At 66.2% G+C, this 17,827-nt stretch carries 3 protein-coding genes; all 3 read right to left on the bottom strand.

The annotated features are described in order from the left end of the window. Positions 1 to 278 precede the first annotated feature (278 nt). Positions 279 to 13,004 (bottom strand): filamentous haemagglutinin family protein, encoded by a 12,726-nt coding sequence (locus CUJ89_RS21805; RefSeq protein WP_236655085.1) that lies wholly within the window; start codon positions 13,002 to 13,004, stop codon positions 279 to 281. Between the two features lie 284 nt (positions 13,005 to 13,288). Further along, positions 13,289 to 15,556 carry a tetratricopeptide repeat protein gene (locus tag CUJ89_RS21800; protein ID WP_415859056.1) on the bottom strand — a complete coding sequence of 756 codons (2,268 nt, stop codon included), beginning with the start codon at positions 15,554 to 15,556 and terminating at the stop codon, positions 13,289 to 13,291. Further along, on the bottom strand, positions 15,553 to 17,796 hold the full coding sequence (locus CUJ89_RS21795) for a tetratricopeptide repeat protein (RefSeq protein WP_114179515.1): 2,244 nt from the start codon (positions 17,794 to 17,796) through the stop codon (positions 15,553 to 15,555). The genes CUJ89_RS21800 and CUJ89_RS21795 overlap by 4 nt, the downstream gene beginning before the upstream one ends. Positions 17,797 to 17,827 lie beyond the last annotated feature (31 nt).

Genomic DNA, 17,827 nt, shown 5'->3' with positions numbered 1-17,827 from the left:
CACATCCGTCAGGCAACTCGCAACGTTTCCGGACATCCTGCGTTGCAATCGGATGTCCACGTGATCTCGCAGCATGCAAGGCGTCTGGAAGGACAGGTCTGCAATACAACCGTCTTTCACATCCATTCCGCTCAGTTCGTCGATCGGTAAACTTCCCGATCCCCGCGCACAACATCTTCCCGCTTCTCGTCGAACGATCCGCACGACGCCTGCCTGCAAAATAAAACGCGGGCACCGTTACAACCGGCAACCCGCGTCGCGCCGTGCATTCGTCCGAATCAGATCTTGCCTAACCTGGCGCGTTCCTCCGCCGTCAACGTGGCCCGTTGCGTGGCCCCTGCTTGACCGAAGCCAAGAATCGACACCGCGTTCGACGAATCGTAGCCCACCTGCTGCTTGTGCTTCTTCATGCCATCGCCTCCCGCATCGCCGAAACCTTCGACCTGCACCGAGATCGTCCAGCGCCTCGCCGGCGCGCCGGACGCGTTATTCTTCGCGATATCCTGCGCCACCTGGGTCGCTGCCGATGCCGCCGCACTCGCGGCCGTCAGCGCCCCAGTATTCACCGCCTGCACGAGCGGGATGCCGGTTGACTTGCCCGTTACCTGAATGTTGTCCGCGTTCACGACGCGCAGCGCCGCCACGTTCAGGTTGCCCGCACGAATGCCGGCATCGCCCGCATCGACGGTGCCGCGCGGCGCAATCAGGTTGATCGTACCGATCGGCACGCCCGGTACGCTCTGCAGCGTCGCGATGCCCGCGCCAGTGACCTGCCCGCGTGCGTCGACCGTACAGTAGTGGTTCGCATCGCACACATATTGTGGCGCGGGTGTACTGGCCGACGACTTCGAACCCTTGCCGGCGTTGATGTCGCCGTTCGAGCTCCAGATCGTCATGTCGCCGCCTTGCTCGGTGAAGATCCGGCTCTGCGCCAGCAACACGCTGCGGTCCGTAAAGATATCGATGTCACCCGTCTCGAGCGTGAGGATCCCCATCGTTCCGGGCCCGGCAATCACCTTGCCGGTGGCGGCATCGGCGATCTGCGGCGGTGCGGATGTACTGCCGATCAGCGCCTGCCCGCCCGGACCGAGGATCGATACGTTGCCGCCCTGCTGCGTCTGGATGGTCGTACTGCGAATGTCCAGGTCACCCGTATCGATCAACTTGTTCGCACCGTTGCTGCCCCCGCCGAGATTGTTGGCCGTGTAGCCCAGCGCAGCCGGGAACATCGTATTGAGCGCCTCGTATCCGCGTGCATATTTCTGATAGTACGGACTGGCGGGATTGTTGTAATCCTCACCGACGCTGGACAGCACCTTGAACAGCACCTGCTCGGCGAAAAGCTGCTGGACATACTGCGGCAACGCCTTGAATTTCGACCACGCTTCGTCCGAGGTCAATGGCTTGATCGCCGGCTGATCGTTGACCAGCCCCGTATCGATCGAGAGACCCGCCTCGTACTGCTCAATGAACGTGACGAGCGCGGGTGTCGCACTGGAAACGCCGGGTACGGATTTCGCCGGATCGACGTACGTCGAAATGAACGATGCGGTATCGATACCCGGCCCGACGCCGAACAGCACATTGACGTTCGCGCTCTCATGGGGCAGATATGGATTGTTCGCGTTTCCGATCGCATTGATGCCGGTGGCTTTGCCGCCCGGATTCGTCAGGGCCGACGACACGTCCAGCTGACTGGTCAGCGGGCCGATGTTCCGACCTGCTTCGATATCAAAGGTACCTGGCCCGCCAAGAGACAGAACCGGCACGACTGCATTGACGTTGTGTACGAGCGGCGTGTCGTAAATATCTCGCCCGGCGACAACACGTGTCACATCGGACTGACGAAGGTTCTGGCCCAGGAACGACAAGTTCACAATGTCGCGCCCGGCCTGAATCAAAGCGGACTTATCTGTAATAACAGGAACCAGATTGCCGTAGAAGCCTTCATCGAGACCGCTCGTCTGCAGCACACCGTCGACGATGTCTCCGCTAAGGCTGTAGATTCTCGCTGACGCTGTGTCGTCACGATGCAGCGCGACAGCGTCATGTGCCGCTGCCGATGCGACGGTCGGATCCGCGACAAAGACGTTCGGCTTGACCGGTGAAGGCATCGAAGACGGGTCGGCATCCAGCATGCCGAACATTGGCCTTCCGTTAGGCCCTGTTCCGTTGCTGCTCGACAGATTGATGGACTGATCGGCAACCAGAGTCAGATTGCCCGACGGCGACGGGTATAGCCCGCCGCTCGCCGCCACGGCAATACCGCCGGTGAACGCAGTCAAATTCATTGACGCAGGGAGGACGGACGAAAAATCGTTCAAACCCGCAGTCGGTGAATTGGGCGCACCGCCGCCAATCAGCCCGACGTCGGAGAGTGTACCGATCGCAACATCGCCCGTCGTCGACGCAACACTGACAGCGGATGTCGACGAATAGCCCTTCATGTCGGCTTGCTGCGTGTATGCGAACAACAGCGCCTTGCCCTGCACATACGACGGATCGAGCACGCGCCCGATGCTGACGCCTTGTCGCGCGTTGACGTCGAGCACACCATCCTGCGTAGCCAGCAACGTATCCATCGTCACGGCCCGCGCCCCGGCGAAATCCGGGGGCACTACGATATCCGACCCGATCTTCCCGCCCGCCAAGATCGTGCCCGATCCTTTCGCGACGAAATAACCACCGCTGAGAATGTCCCCGCCCGCCCGCACGGTCAGGTTGCCGCCACCAACCGTATTGACCATCGGGCTATCCGTATTGGCGCCAGTCAGATACCACGTCGTCGGCAACGACACCGACAGGTCGGAAATATTCCCGCCCGCCAACACGGACACGTTTCCACCGGTACTCAACACACCTTGACCGAATGCACCGAAGTTGATGGAGGACTGGACGATCTGCGTCGCCGGATTGGTCGCCCCGACCATTCCGGTCGGATTGCCGAGCTGCATCCACTGCCACCAGAATTGGCTGATGTTGGCGCCTTTCCGCCCGGTCACCGTGCCGTTCACATCGGTCAGATACTCCGCGCCCGTGATATCGCGCTGTGCGTGAATCGTGATATCGCCGGCCGAATCCGGATTGACGGCGGGCGTGACCAGAATATCCGGATTGCCGTTTCCGCCATGAATGATCGAAAGGCCGATGCCGGAGGCTGGCGCTCCAGCGGCAGGCGCGCCGCCGGTGTAAATCACGCCCGGAACCTGCACGTCCTGGCTGCCCGGCTGTATCGACCCGGCGTCGAACAACGTAATGTCGTTGCCCGCCGCGATATCGATCGCTCCGGTACCGGTGCGTATCATCGTTGGAGCCAGCAACGCCAGCCCGTTGCCATCCACGAACGTCGTATGCCCGTCGAAGGTCACGCTCTTGCCGTTCGATCCGCCCCCTGCGGTCGGTGCCTGGAGCGACAGCGGGTTTGTGCTGTTCAGATCTGCCCCTGCCACCACACGGAAGGAACTGCTCGATCCGCCCGTCAGCGACGCAGACACAAGCGGAATCGGAACGGTCGCAACGGACGTCGGGGACGGCGAATTGTCCGTCACGGCGGGCAAGCTGATTGTCGTGGTCGCGATGACCGAAACGGGTTGAACACTTGGAGCCGTGACAGTAGTCACGAGCGGCCATTGCAGCTGATGCTGGACCGCAAACTGGACTGAATCGGACAGATACTTCTGATACTGATTCAGATAGATCAGATAGGATCCGGGATTCGACGCTTGCTCGGCCGCGGTCGGCGCGATCGGTGCCACTGCCTGACCGGGCAGCATCGTTGTGGAGTTTAGCCCTCGGAACTTGGAGACGATCTCCATATTGGTAACGTTCGACGGCCATTGCAGCGCTGACGAAAAGCTCGTCGCGGTCTGGTCGAGGAATTGCGCATACGCCGAATAAAGCGCGTAGTACTCGGCAATCTCGTCCGGTGTACCGCCGGTCGGTTGCCCCGGACCTGACGCCAAGCCGTTTCTCGCGAAATATGGAAGTCCATAGCCTGCCAAAGCCCCGTAATATCCCGCCGGCGCTTCATAAATCGCCTGTACCGCCGACAGCGTCGACAACGGCGGCACCGGAATCGTCCCGCCACCGCCTAGCGGGTTCGCAATCTGGAAAAATCCGTCCGACAGACTCGCCTTCACTTTCACATTGTTCTCGGCTCGCAGCGTCACGACCGGCGCTTGCCCGTCGAAGCGGAATGCGAGATTCGTCGGCGACGCGCCCGCACCGAGGTTCCAGTTCGTCAGCACCTGGATATCGCCACCGTTGATCGCGGGGCTCGGGTTGTCGAGTTCGATTCCCGGCACGATGCGCGTATTCGCGATGTTCTTTCCTGCGAACGGATCGACCAGCGTATCGAGTCCGTGTTGCACGAACCCCATCAACGTACCCGGCGCCGCGGTCGATGCGTCGCCGTTCTGGTATCCGTAGAAAGTCTGGTGATCCGTATTCGCACCGTTGCTCGCCGGCGCGAAGTACATGTTGTTCAGCCCGTCGAAACCAATATCTTTATCACCACCTCGTAGCTGCGCCTGCGTGACGCTCGTCGCCACGCCGGTCGCCTGATTCGTCAGGGTGCCGCCGCCGGAGCCGTCCGGTGCGAACGAGAATGTTGCCGGCGTACCGGACGTACCTTGCGCGGTAAACGTGCCGGTCAGCAGATGCCCGCTCTTGTCATACCATCCCGCCGGGTCGATGACACCGTCGAAGTGCTTCGCCCCCGTCGTCGCATCCGTCGTGCTCCACACCGCGTAGGCCTCAAGCGAAGTCGCGCGCGAACCGACGATTCCCTTGCCGTCGTTGAACGTATCCGGCAGGTTGACCTTCACGCCGTTGTCGGCCAGCAGCGGCGCGCGGAAATTCACCGTGCCGCCGGACAAACCGCCCGCCGTCCCGCCCGACACGTCGATCAGCGCGTTCGCTCCGAGCGTGATGGCTCCCGAGTTCGCGCGGAGGATATTCTCGTAACCATAGGTTGCGTTGTACGCGGTCGAGTTGCCGTTCGCATCGACGATCGTCGGATCGAACAGCGCGGTCGTGCCGATATTGACCTTGCCGCCGCGCTGGTTCGGATCCGAACCCCGCGCCAGCAGCGAACCTTCGATGTCCACGCCGTTGCGCCCGTACAGGTCGATCTCGCCGCCCGCCTTGCCGGACGCGTCGATCGTCCCGAGCACGTTAACATTGCCGTTCGCCGTGTCGGCCGCGCTGCCCAGCCCGCCGTCGGCCGTCAGCAGCACCGAATGAGCGGTCAGCGTGTTGCCCGGCGACAGCGTCAGGTTGCCCGTCTTCGTGTGGACCGTAATCGCCTGGTTCACGCCGCTCGATGCAAGCGTCTTAGACAGTGCATCGAGGTCGGCAGCACCACCGGTATTCAGCGAGAACGAGCCGCCCGCATAGCCGCTCGCCGCACCGCCCTTGATCGTGCCGTTCAGGTTCACGACCTGCTGCGGCGCAGACAGTGCGAGGCTGCCCGCCGCACCGCCGCCGCTGGCGCCGGAGAAATCCAGCGTCGAGCCGGACTGCACGTCGACGGTGCCCGCATCGGCCGTCAGCGTGATCGACCCGGCCGGCGCGTAACGCGTCACGTCGAAGAACTGCTTCGATACGCCTGCCGAACTGACCGTCGATCCACCGCCGATCGTCAGGTTGCCGTTCGTTGCTTCGAGCGTCACATTGCCGGCCGGCGCGCTGATCGTCGCACCGTTGTCGGCCACGGTACCGCCGATGAAGGTCCACGAGCCGCCCACCGCGTCGCGGGTCAGTGCAGTGCCCGCTACGCCATTCAGCGTCAGTGCCCCCGTCGTCTTCACGGTAGCGGCCGAACTCGTATCGGCGAGGTAGACCGGCGCATTGAGTGTCACCGGCAATGCGCCGAAATCGAACGTGCCCGTGCCCTGCCCGACGATGCCGCCCGTCGCGTTCATCATCGCCGAGCCGAAACCGCTGGCGGCCTTCGTGCCCGTGCCGAAGTCGATTTCCTTCGCGTTGACCGTCAGCGTGCCGCTTCCAGTCGTCGCCGTGCCCGGCGTCGCACCCATCTCGTTCGTGAACGCAACCTGTTGCGCATTCAGCGTTACGTGGCCGCCATCGCTCGTGAACGTGCCGGCGCTCAGATCGATGCTGTTGCCAAACGTCGCGTTCACGTCGCCGACGAAACCGATCGCACCATAGCTGCGCAGCGTCACCTGCTGCGCGTTCGCGAATTGCGCTAGGCCGGCCGGGTCGACCACGAAGCCCTGCAGGCTCGCCGCCGCCGCGCCGCTCGCGTTCGTGAACGTGATCGCGGAACCGTCCGCCGTGATCGACTTGGCCGACAGCGCCGCGGTCGGATCGACCTTCAGGTCGCCGGACGAATCGAGCAGCAGCGCCTGGCCGCCCGCGAGCGTCGCACCCGCGCCGACCGTCAGCAAGCCCGTGCCCGTGCCGCCGGTACGCGTCAGCGGCGCCATCGCGCCGTTCGACACGCGCAACAGCGCACCGTCGCCGGCGATTGCGATCGGCTGGTCCTTCGCCGCCGGATAGTCGCCCTGCGCGGCAATCGATGCACCTGCGTCGACGCGTAGGCCGTTTGCAGCATTCGGATCGGTGCCGCTACCGTCTGTCTTCGTGACAAGCAGGATCTCGGGGCCTTTCAGCGTCGTGTTTCCGTCGTTCGACACGACGATGCTGTTCGCAATCGGCGTGATCGTGACGCCGCTCGTGGTCGCCGCACGCGTACCGCCGATCAGCAGGCTGCCCGCGTTCAGCGAATCGAGCGCATCGCTGCCGATCTGCAGATAGCCGGGCAGCGCCGCCGCGCCGTTGCCGGTGATCTGGATGTCTTGAGATGCGATGTCGACCTCGGCAGGCGCACCGCCCGCGCCGGCGGCCGCGTTCAACGTCGCGCCGAGCGTGAGCGCCTTCGTCGCCGCCAGCACCAGTTGGCCACCATCGACCGGCAGCGGCGGAGTCACGTTGCCCTTGCTCGCGGCAAGCTTCGTGAAGTACGCGTTCGCCCCCGTCAGCGTGTATTGCGAGTACTGCTGCCAGACGTTGTTCGACTGCACGTTGAACAGCGTCGGCGTCGCGCTGCGGCTGCCCGTCAGCGCATCCGCGAAATAACCGGCCGTCACGACCGTGCCGTCCTGCAGCACCTGGCTCGCACCCGGCACGAGATTGCCGGCCGTGCTCGACACCGTCACGCGATAGGCGCCCGGCACCGTCGCGTACTTGCCAGGCAGCAGCGTGTAGTAGCCGGCCGCCAGCCCCGGCACGCCCGACAGGTACACGGCCTTGCCGACCGCATCGCCCATGCCGGCCTGACCGACGCCGAGCGTCGCCGTCGCGGTCGTCGCCGTGCCGTTCGCATTGGTCGACGGCTGCTGCGTCTGCGCGAACGTCGGGTCGTAGGCGGCGACTGGCGATTGCTTGCCCGGCAAGATCGCATAGACGTTCCCGGCCCCCGCGTTGACAGGCACGGCCGTCGCGCCCTTGCCGCTCGCGTAGCTCACGTTGTATTGCGACAGCACGTCGCGCGTGCCGCCCGTGCCCGGCACCCATTCGGTGGCCTGCAGATCGCCGCCGCCGGACAGGTCGATCGTCGCGCCCTTGTCGAGCGCGACGTTACCGCCGTTCACGCCGACATATTTCGCGGGCGGTGCGGTCAAGTCGGTCGTCGTCGCACCGGCGACCGGATTGAACTGCCACTCGACACCGTCGACCGTCGTGCCATACGGGATGACCGCGCCTTCGTTCGAGACCGATGTCACGCTGCCGCTTGCCAGCTTGACCGAATCCGTCGCGACCAAGGGCAGACCTGCGAACTGTGCCTGCGTCGCGGCATTCGACGGATCGCCGATACCGAACACGAGCGTGCCGGACGGCGCGCGCACCGTGCCGCCCTGCACGATGTTCGTCGCATCGACGAGCAGCGCGCCGCCTGCGGACAGCGGTGTGCTCGACGCACCGTTCGACGCGAATGTGATCGTCGTCGGAGTTGGCTTGCCTGTTGTCGCATCGATCGGGCCGACCGCATCGACGATGAACGTGCTGCCGGTCGCCGGATACAGATTCGCTGCCTTGAACGTCAAGTCTCCCGGCGTATAGAGGATGCCCGGCGCCTGAGCTTGCCCGGCGCTCACCGAACTCAGGCGAACATCGCCACTGCTCGTGAAGTTCGCGTGGCCGAAATTGTTAAGTTGAAATTGGTTTTGCAGGTCGATGAACGACGCGTTCACGTTCAGGTTCGCATCGGAAACAGTCGCGACCGGCTTGAATGCCGGCGACTGCGACGTCAGCGCCGGTCCGGTCAACGCGACATACGGCGCATCGATCTCGATCGTCGTGCCGAGCGCTTGCTGCGGCGGCTGTGCGAGCAGCGTCGAGAGTACTGTCGGCGGCGTTGAGTTGTTGTCCGGCTGTTGGGCCGGCGTCGACAGCAGCGTCGCGAGTTGATCCATGCCAAGCGCGGCGATCCGGCCGGTATTCAGCGTCACCGACTCCGGCAAGCTCAGTTTCACGTTCCCGGCAAACACGATCGGCGGGACCGGCTCGGCGATATTGGACGGCGCAGCGCTGCCAAGCACGAGATTCGCAATGCCCGAGTCACTCAGCCGATCGGCGGCGAACTGAATGACGCCGGTCGGCTGGCCGATCTGCAGCCCGGTCGTCGAATCGATCGCCGTCGAAAAGCTTTGCCCAGGTGCCAGGCCGGCCGGCGTCAACTCGCCGCTTTGCCGGATGACAAGTGCGGTCGCGCCGGCAGCCCCGCTGCTCTGCTGCGGCAGAATCGTCAGCGTACCGCCCCGCGCCTGTGCGCCGCCCCCATGCGCGGCGAGCGTCGCGTCGGCAAAGAGACCATACCCGGCGGACAGCGTGATCGAACCGGCATCGCTCCACACCGGCTGGAACGCGTAAGTACCGTTCGCCTGCAACTGGTCGAAGTTCGCAGATTTGCCCGACACGTCGATCTTCGAGCCCGCCTGAGCGACCACATAACCCGCATCGCTCGACAGCGTGACCGACCCGCCCGGCAGTACCTTACCGGTGTTCGGCACGACGGCCGTCCCGCCGATCTTGACCGGCGTCGCGAGCGGATTGATCAGCGCGACGCCCGACACGTCAAGCGTCGCATCGGAACCCAGCCATACCGATTTACCGGGACTCGTGAACCCCGAGTTGAGCTGCCCCGTCTGCGCGAAAGCACCGTTCGAATCCGCGCTCAATGTGATCGCCCCGCCGGGCGCGGATACCGAACCCAATACCGTGACCTGCGTCGGCGAACCGAGGCCGATGCTCGCGCCCGCGTCCGCCTGGATCGACGCGCCGGACGACAGCGTGACCGCCCCGGTTACGCCCGGGTACGACGGCGCCGTATTCGACGTCCCCACCCACGACGAATAATTGCCCCCCGTCAGCACGAGGTTTGTCGCCTGCCGGTGATAGGTGTCGAGTTGGCCGGAAGTCGTCAACCCCGCCGTCGACAGGTTCGCTCCCGTGGCCGCCTGCTGCAGCGACACGCCGTCGGGGATGCGATTCAATTGCGTGAGCGCGACCCGCGCGCCGGGCGCGACGGTCGCGTCGTAATACGCATTCAGGACGTACTTGCCGAAGCCTTGCTGCGCAAAAAAACTCTCGGGCAGATAGATGTCCCACGGCGATGCCGACGCCGGATCGCCGCCGATCCGGAAGCCGAGCGCCTGCAACGTCAACGTGCCGCCGCCCGAGAAACCGTCGCTCAGGATCGTGCCTTCCATCGTGAGCGTGCCGGACGTCGGCTGCGTACTGGGCAGGTATGGGCGAACCCCGTCATTCCCATACTGCGAAGACGTCACGTACGTGCTCAACGCGACATTACCCGCTCGCCCCACTGGCACGCCGTTCCGCATCAGCATCCGGCCGTTCGCCAGCATCTCGCCGCCGCTCGACACGTCCAGCACGCTGCCGGGCTGCAGCAGGATCGAACCCGTCGTATCCGTGATACGGCCACCACCGGCACTGCCCGACCCTTCGTTCGTCGACAGCGAGATACTGCCGCCATTGATGAACTGACTGTTGCCGGGCGTCGTGCCCGGCGACGCCTGCACGTCGTTGTTCACCCACTGGCCGGCGGCGCTGATCATCCCCTGCGGGCCCACCACGACATTGCCGCCGCTCGTGATCGAGATCGAGCCAGCGGGCACGGCCAGTTGGCCGAGCACGTTGACGCTCGCATTTTCCGCCGGGCTGTTGAGCGTGATCGATCCGCCCGGCTGCAGGTTCAGTTGCGTGCCCTGCGCAACCGTGATGCCCTTGCCGCCCGTCTTGTCCCCGGTCACGTTCAGGTTCGCAAAGCCGCCGCCGTTCAACATCGCAACCGGCACCACCGTATCCGCCTGCACGTTGCGGGGGTCCGTGGCCGGCAGCGCCTGCAGCGCTTTCTGGTCGAGCGGTGTATCGATCGAGAAACCCGGCGCGATCTCGTCCAGCAACGGCGCGCTGTTCTGAAGCGTCACAAGGCCAATCGTGCCGGACGCACTTTCGCGGCCGTTCGACGTCAGGTCGCTCAACGCCGTGCCGCCAAGCTTCGGATCGGCCCCGAGGTTGAACGTCCCGCCGCCAGGCAAGCTGTTGCCCTGCATCTGTTTCGCGCCGCCGAACGCCTGCGCGCTGACGTCGCCGTCGAGCACCATCGACTGCGTCGCATAGACGTCGAGCGTGCCCGCGTTGCCGCCGACGATGTAATCCGGCTCGTAGACACCGCCGACGATCGAGCCCGGCACGGCGATGCCGCCCGCCTGCAACGGGTTGTACCAGGTCTTCGTCACGCCCCAGCGCGGATGCGATTCGATAAACTCGCCGGCCACACCGACGTAGGTCTCGTACGGGCTCGCCTGGCCGATCGGCACGATCGCGCCGTTCGCGTCGACGAGCCGCGTGGTATTCACCATCCCGCCGTCGTAATGCACGTATCCGCCGTTCAGGTTCATCGACGAACCCGTCGCCGTCATCACTTCGTTGCCGGACAGCGTGATCGTTCCGCCGTTCGTAAGCAGCTGATCGACCGTGCGCGGAATCAGGTTCACGTACCCCGACAGGTTCAGGATCGGGCTACCGACCCACTGCACGCCGTCGCTGCGCGTACCCGTCAGCGTGCTGTCGAACACGAGGCCCTTGTACCCGAGCAGGAACCCGTTGCGCAGTAGCGGCGAATCCGCGAGTTCGTTCTGGCCGATCCGGTCGACCGTCACGAGGGTCTGCGAAATCGGTACTTCGACGTTCGCGAGCCCCGACACGTCAATCGTCGCGCCGCTATCCAGATAGATCCGGCCGGGCACGGCTGTCTGTCCTGCCGGTGCCTTGACGCCCGATGCCGACGGCGTCAGCGCCACCACGGATACGGTCGAGCCCGGCGCCTCGATCAACGAACCGCCCTGAAACCAGATCGACCCAGCCGTCATGCCGATGCTGCCGGGCGTGAAGGTCGCGCCCGGCGTGGAAGGCGTCGTCTGGCCGTTGCCGTCCGGCATCACCGTCGTCACCGAATCGGGACCGAAGCTCAACAGCCCGGCGCGATGCGCATCGTCCGGGCCACCGATTCCGCCGGTCACCTGCCCCAGTCCGAGGTAATGGGTGCCCGTCGGGTTGTTCGAACTGTACTCGTCGACCGTGGAAATCGTGATCGTGCCGGGTGAGTTGACGCTCGTCGTCACGCCAACCACACCGTTCTGCGCAACGCGGCTGCCAAGCAGGTTCACGTTGCCGCGCGCCGCTTCGACGATGCCGGTATTGGTCAGCGTGCCGGCTGGCGTGATGTCTGTCGTCTGGCCATTCGGTCCGAGGAGCAGAATTTGCCCGCTCAGTTCAGGCAGCAGCACCTGGGGATTCGTCGTGGCACCCCTATTGGGCCGCAGGCTCACACCGACACCCGCCGCCAGCACGACCTGCCCATCCGTCGCCTTGATGTGCCCCGCGTTGGTCACATTTGGCGCGGCAATCATCACGAAGCCGCCGTCGCTCGCGTTGCCGTTCGCGTGCGTGGTGATCGATGCACCCTGTTCGATGGTGACATCGCCCCACGGTTGATACTGGCTGGCGGACGTGAGGTTGATCTGGTTGCCAAGGCCAAGCACTTCGTTCGGAACCTGGCTGCTACCATTCACCCCCGACGAACTACCCGACTCCGGATACGCCAGCCCACCCGTCGTCCCGGCCGGCAAGCTCAGGAATTGCTTGTTGCTCGCGACGATCCCCGCGGCATCCTGCGCGAGACTGCTGTCCGTCACAACCGGAACCCTGTTCTGCAGGGCCTGGTTGTAATTGTTCATGTTCAGCACATCGAGCGACGACGCCACCAGCGAATGCACATTCACCTGCGACCCGGCACCAAACAGCACGCCGTTCCGGTTGATCACATACACCGCCCCCTGCGCGGTGATGTTCCCCAGAATCTGGCTAGGCCTGCCGCTCGGATCGTTGACCCGGTTCAACACCGCCCAGTTGTTCGCCCCATTCGTCTGCGTGCCGCCCGACTGATCGAAATTCAGCGTCGTCTGCCGCCCGACGTTCATCGTCTCCCACGTCAGCACCGCGTTCTGCCCGGTCTGCTTGACGTCGACGTTCACGTGCCCGTTCGCATCGACGTTCTGCTTCGGTCCGTTCGCGTTCACCCACAGCAATGGGCTGCCGGTATCCGTGTTCTGACTGATCTGGTTGCCCTTATCGTCCGTCACGAGGGTCACACCATTCGCCACCTGCAACCCACCCGGCGCCAGCCCGTTCGGCACCGTCGACGGCAGCTTCGCCGCCGCGGCCGCCGCATTCTGCTGCGCGGCGATCTGCGCGGCGATCGCATGCGCCGCATAACCGAGGTTGCGGATCGAAGGCTGGCTGGCCTGCAGCGCCTGCTGCGGCGACACGCCGAGATTCGGCACGCCCGGCATGCCGCCGACGCCGCCCGCGCCCCCACCCGCCGCACGCGCAGTCGCCTGCCCGAGGTTCGTGATGCCCGCCGCATGCGCATGCGCGGACACGCCCGCCGCGAGCATCAGCACAACCGCCCGGTACAGTGGGCTCAGCTCCGATTTCAGGACCGACCGCGAGGCCGTGGCGCGAGGTTGCCGATCCGTACGTGCGCGTGCTGCCATTCTTTCCACCCCGATGCTAGGAAATTGCGCGCGGCGCCGGTCCGGCACCGCGCATGTCGTTGCGCCTGAAACAGGCCGCTGGAATCCAGAGACCATACGAAGCGCGAATGGCAGCGACATGGCGACTGTTACGGACCATTCCCGCCGCCTTGAAAAGGTCCGTAGCTTTTGTCATGGAAGGCCGGTCACGCCGGTTCGGCGCGTGCGCGGGCCGCCTCGCCAAGCGCCGCAGCCACCCGGTCGATCACCGCCGGCCAGTCGCCAGGCCTCACCTGCCGGAACAACTTCGCGGCCGGATACCACGGGCAGTCGTCGCGTGCGAGCAGCCAGCGCCAGTCCGGCACGCGCGGCAGCAGCACCCACACGGGCCGCCCGAGCGCGCCGGCCAGATGCGCGACCGACGTGTCGACGCTGATCACGAGGTCCAGCGTGTCGACCAGCGCGGCCGTTTCGGCGAAATCCGTGAGCGCGTCCGCGAACGACAGCACGCCGCTCGCGGCGAATTCATCCAGATCACGCGCCCGCACCTGCGGCTGGAGGCTCACGAACGTCGCATCGAGCGCATCGCACCCGACGAGCGGCGCGAGCGCGGCGAACGGTATCGAACGGTTCTCGTCGTTCGCATGACGCGGATTGCCGGACCACGCGAGCCCGACCCGCAGCCGGCCTGGCGGCGCAAGCGCGTCGAGGCGCTGCACCCACGCAGCGCGCCGCCGTGCATCGGCACGCAGGTACGGCACGTCGGCCGGCACCGTATCAAGCGTCGTGCGGAACGCATACGGCAGGCTCATCAGCGGACACTGCAGGTCGAACGCCGGTGTCGGCTGCCCCTCGGTAACGATCCGGCTCACGCCGCGCAGCGTGCCGAGCAGCTCGCCGAGCGCGGCCGGCGCCTCGACGATCACGGTCGCGCCAAGGTCATGCGCGAGGCTCGCGTAGCGGCAGAACTGCAGCGTGTCGCCGTAGCCCTGTTCCGCGTGCAGCAGCAGCGTGCGGCCCGCGAGCGGTTCGTCACCGGTCCACAGCGGTCGGTCGGCATGACGCCGGTGCAGCATCACGTCTGCGGCATCCCAGCGCGTCTCGTGCTGCCGCCATCCCTCGTCGAAATCACCCGTCAGCAGCCGGCAGAACGCCTCCGACCGGCGTGCGGCGCCGTGGTGAGGATCGCGTCGGCAAGCATCGGCGTAATCCGCCAGCGCCGCGTCGTAGTCGCCGAGATGCTGGCGCGCAACGGCGCGGGTAAACAGCGCCTGCGCGGCTTCCGCCGGCGCGGCAGCCGCGGCCGCGTGGCTCGCAAGCGCTTCGTCGTAGCGGCCGAGCTGCTGCAGCGCCAGCGCGCGGTTGTAATGCAGTTCCGCATGCGGGCCCGTCAGCGCGAGTGCCGCGTCGTAGTCGGCGAGCGCTTCGTCGAACCGGCCCAGCGCACGAAACGCGGCCGCGCTGTTGCGCCGCGCGTCGATATCGTCGGGCTTGCGCGCCAGCGCTTCGCGGTACGCGTGCGCGGCTTCGTCGTAGCGTTCGAGCCCGAGCAGCGCATTGCCGCGCCCGACCCACGCGGCGACGTTGCCGCGATTCAGCGCGAGCAGCCGGTCGCAGCGCTTCAGCAATTCGTCGCGGGCATGCAGCAGATCCAGCGCGACGCAGCTCGCGTACAGCAACTGTTCGTCGTTCGGCAGTTGCGCGAGCCCTTCGTCGAGACACGCGAGCGCGTCGGCCGGGCGGCCGAGTTCGGTCATCACGACGCCGCATGCGTAGACGAGCTCGGGCGTCTTGCCGCGCACGACCATCGCGAGCTGATAGCTGTGCAGCGCCTGCTCGCGATGGCCGAGCGCGCGCAGCGCATGCCCGCGCTCGATGTTCGCGGCCGGATCGCCCGGGTCGATCCGCAACGCGCGCTCGATGCTGATCAGCGCATCGGCGGGCCGTTCGAGCCGCCGCAGCGTCTCACCGCGCTTGCGCCACGCGGCCGCATGGGCCGGCTCGCGCACGAGCGCGCGATCGTAGGCCGCGAGCGCCGCATCGTATTGTCCGAGCGCGAGTAGCGCGTCGCCGCGCGCCGCATTCGACGGCGCATGGTTCGGATCGGTCGCGAGCGCGCGCTCGGCAACGGCGAGCGCGTCGAGATGGCGACCGACGCCGGTCAACGCCGCCGCATGGTTCGCGAGATTCCATGGCTGGTTCAACCCGAACCGCATCGACCGGGCAATCAGTGGCTCCGCGCGCGCGGGGTCGCCGAGCTGCAGATGCACGAGACCGAGCAGGTGCAGTGCCTCGACGTGGTCGGGCGCCATCGTCAGCACGCCTTCGTAGAGCCGCCCGGCTCCCGCGAAGTCGCGCTGTTCGAGCCGCGCGCGCGCATTGCGCAACGCGTCGTCGAGCACCGCACGCAACGGCGCCGTGGCTGCGCCGAGCACGGCGCCGGCCATCGGCGCGGGCTCGCGGCGCGCACTCATCGCGCGTCTCCGCAGACGAGCGTCGGCAAATCGGCCGCGATCCGCTCGACGACGGGCGCCCACTGCCCGCCCTCGGGCTGGCGGAACAGCCGCGCGGACGGATACCACGGGCTGTCGTCCCGCTCGAGCAGCCAGCGGAAATCGGGCGTATGCGGAATCATCAGCGCGAGCGGCCGGCCGAGTGCGCCGGCGAGGTGCGCGACGGACGTATCGACGCTGACGATGCCGTCCATCAGTGCGGTCAGCGCCGCCGTATCGGCGAAGTCCTGGAGTTCGTCGCCGACGAACCGCACCGCGCTCGCGTCGAGCACCGGCCGATCCTCGTCGCGGACCACCTTCTGCAGGCTGATCCACTCGTAGCGGTCGTCGAACAGCGGCAGCAGATCCGCGAGCGTCATCGAGCGGTTACGGTCGTTCAGGTGCAGCGGGTTGCCGGACCATACGAGGCCGATGCGCGGCCGCGTCGATGCGCCGAGCCGTTCGCGCCAGCGCGCGATGCGCACGGGGTCGGCGGCGAGATACGGCACGCTTGCCGGAATCGACGCCAGGTCGGTGCGGAATTCGAGCGGCAGGCTCAGCAGCGGGCAATGCAGGTCGAACGGCGGCAGCGGCTCGCCGCGCGCGACGAGCGTATCGACGCCATCGAGCGTTGCGAACAGCGTCTTCAGTTCGACCGGCGCTTCGAGCACGACGCGTGCGCCGAGCGCCTTCACGAGCGGCACGTAGCGGCAGAACTGCAGCGTGTCGCCGAGCCCCTGTTCCGGGTACAGCAGGATCGTCTTCCCGTCGAGCGGCATCCCGTGGGTCCAGCGCGGCTGCGCGAAGGTGCGACGGCTCGCGTCGAGCTGCGTATCGCGCCAGCGCCATTCGTACTCGGCCCAGCCCGCTTCGAAATCGCCGATCGACAGGCACAGGAATGCACGCATGCAGTGCGCGAGCACGTAGTCGGGATCGACGTCGATCGCGTCCGCATACGCCTGCCGCGCGTCGTCGTGACGCCGCAGCGCGCGCAGCGCGTTGCCCTTGTGGAAGTGCGCGAGCTTGTCGCGCGGCGTCGCGTCGATCACGCGGGCGAAATCGTCGAGCGCAGCCTCGTAGCGATGCGTTTCGAGCTGCACGCGGCCGCGCGTGAACCAGGCAGGCGCATAGCTCGTATCGAGCGCGAGCGCGCGGTCGCACATGTCGCGCGCATCGTCGTGACGTTCGACGCGCATCAGCGCGCTCGCATAGTTGCACAGCACGCCGATGCTGCCCGGTTCCGCATCGAGCGCGCGTGCATAGCTGTCGACCGCATCGCGATAGCGCTCCAGGTGGCTCGCCGCATTGCCGCGATTCGCGAGCGCCCGCGCATGGCGCGGATCGATCGCGAGCACGCGGTCGCAGCGCCCGAGCGCCTCGTCGTGCCGGCCGAGCTGCTCGAGCGCGATCGAGCTGTTGAAGATTGCATCGACGAAGGTCGGACTCGCCGCGATCGCCGCATTGAAATCCGCGAGCGCGCGTTCGGGATCGTGCAGGTCCAGATACGCGACGCCACGCAGGAACAGCACTTCGACGCTGCCCGGCGTCTGCGCGAGTGCGTGGCCATAGCTGTCGACCGCATCGCGGAAACGGCCGAGTTCGCGCAGCGCGAGCCCACGCCCGCGCATCGCGTCGAACGAACGTCCCGCGAGCGTGATCGACCGCTCACAGTCGGCGAGCGCTTCGTCGTGGCGGCCGAGTGCGCGCAGCATGTCGCTGCGCCTCACATAGCCGTCGGCGAAGCCGGGCGTCAGTTCGAGCAGGCGATCGTAGACCATGCGCGCGTCGTCGTGCCGCCCGAGCTGCGCGAGCAGGCCGGCGCGCTGGAACAGTACGCGCTGATGGACAGGATTGATCGCGAGCGCCTCGTCGAGCCGCGCGAGCGCGTCGTGCTCGCGCCCGAGCCCGGCCAGCACCGCCGCATAATTCGCGAGCGCGAGCGGCACCGGCTGGCGCTCGACCGAGCGCCGCATCAGCGGCTCTGCATCGTCGAGCCGCCCCTGCTGGAAGCGCACCGCGCCGAGCAGGTGCAGTGCCTCCGGGTGCTCGGGATCGAGCGTCAGCAATTCGGCATACGCATTCTCCGCATGCTGCAGCGCGCCCTCGTGGTGTGCCTTGCGCGCACGCAAGAGCAGCCGTTCGAGCTGCGCGGTGTCGGGCGGACGGCGATCCGGCGCGACCGGCGCGCTCGCGAATGTCGTCCCTTCCCCGTTCGGTGTCATCGTGTGGCCCCCACTGATCGCTGTTCGTATC

Origin of the sequence: Burkholderia pyrrocinia, from assembly GCF_003330765.1 — a bacterium.
In the GTDB taxonomy this organism is placed as follows: domain Bacteria; phylum Pseudomonadota; class Gammaproteobacteria; order Burkholderiales; family Burkholderiaceae; genus Burkholderia; species Burkholderia pyrrocinia_B.
The sequence above is the reverse complement of the archived record's forward strand: the minus strand, read 5'-3'. Positions and strand labels throughout refer to the sequence as shown.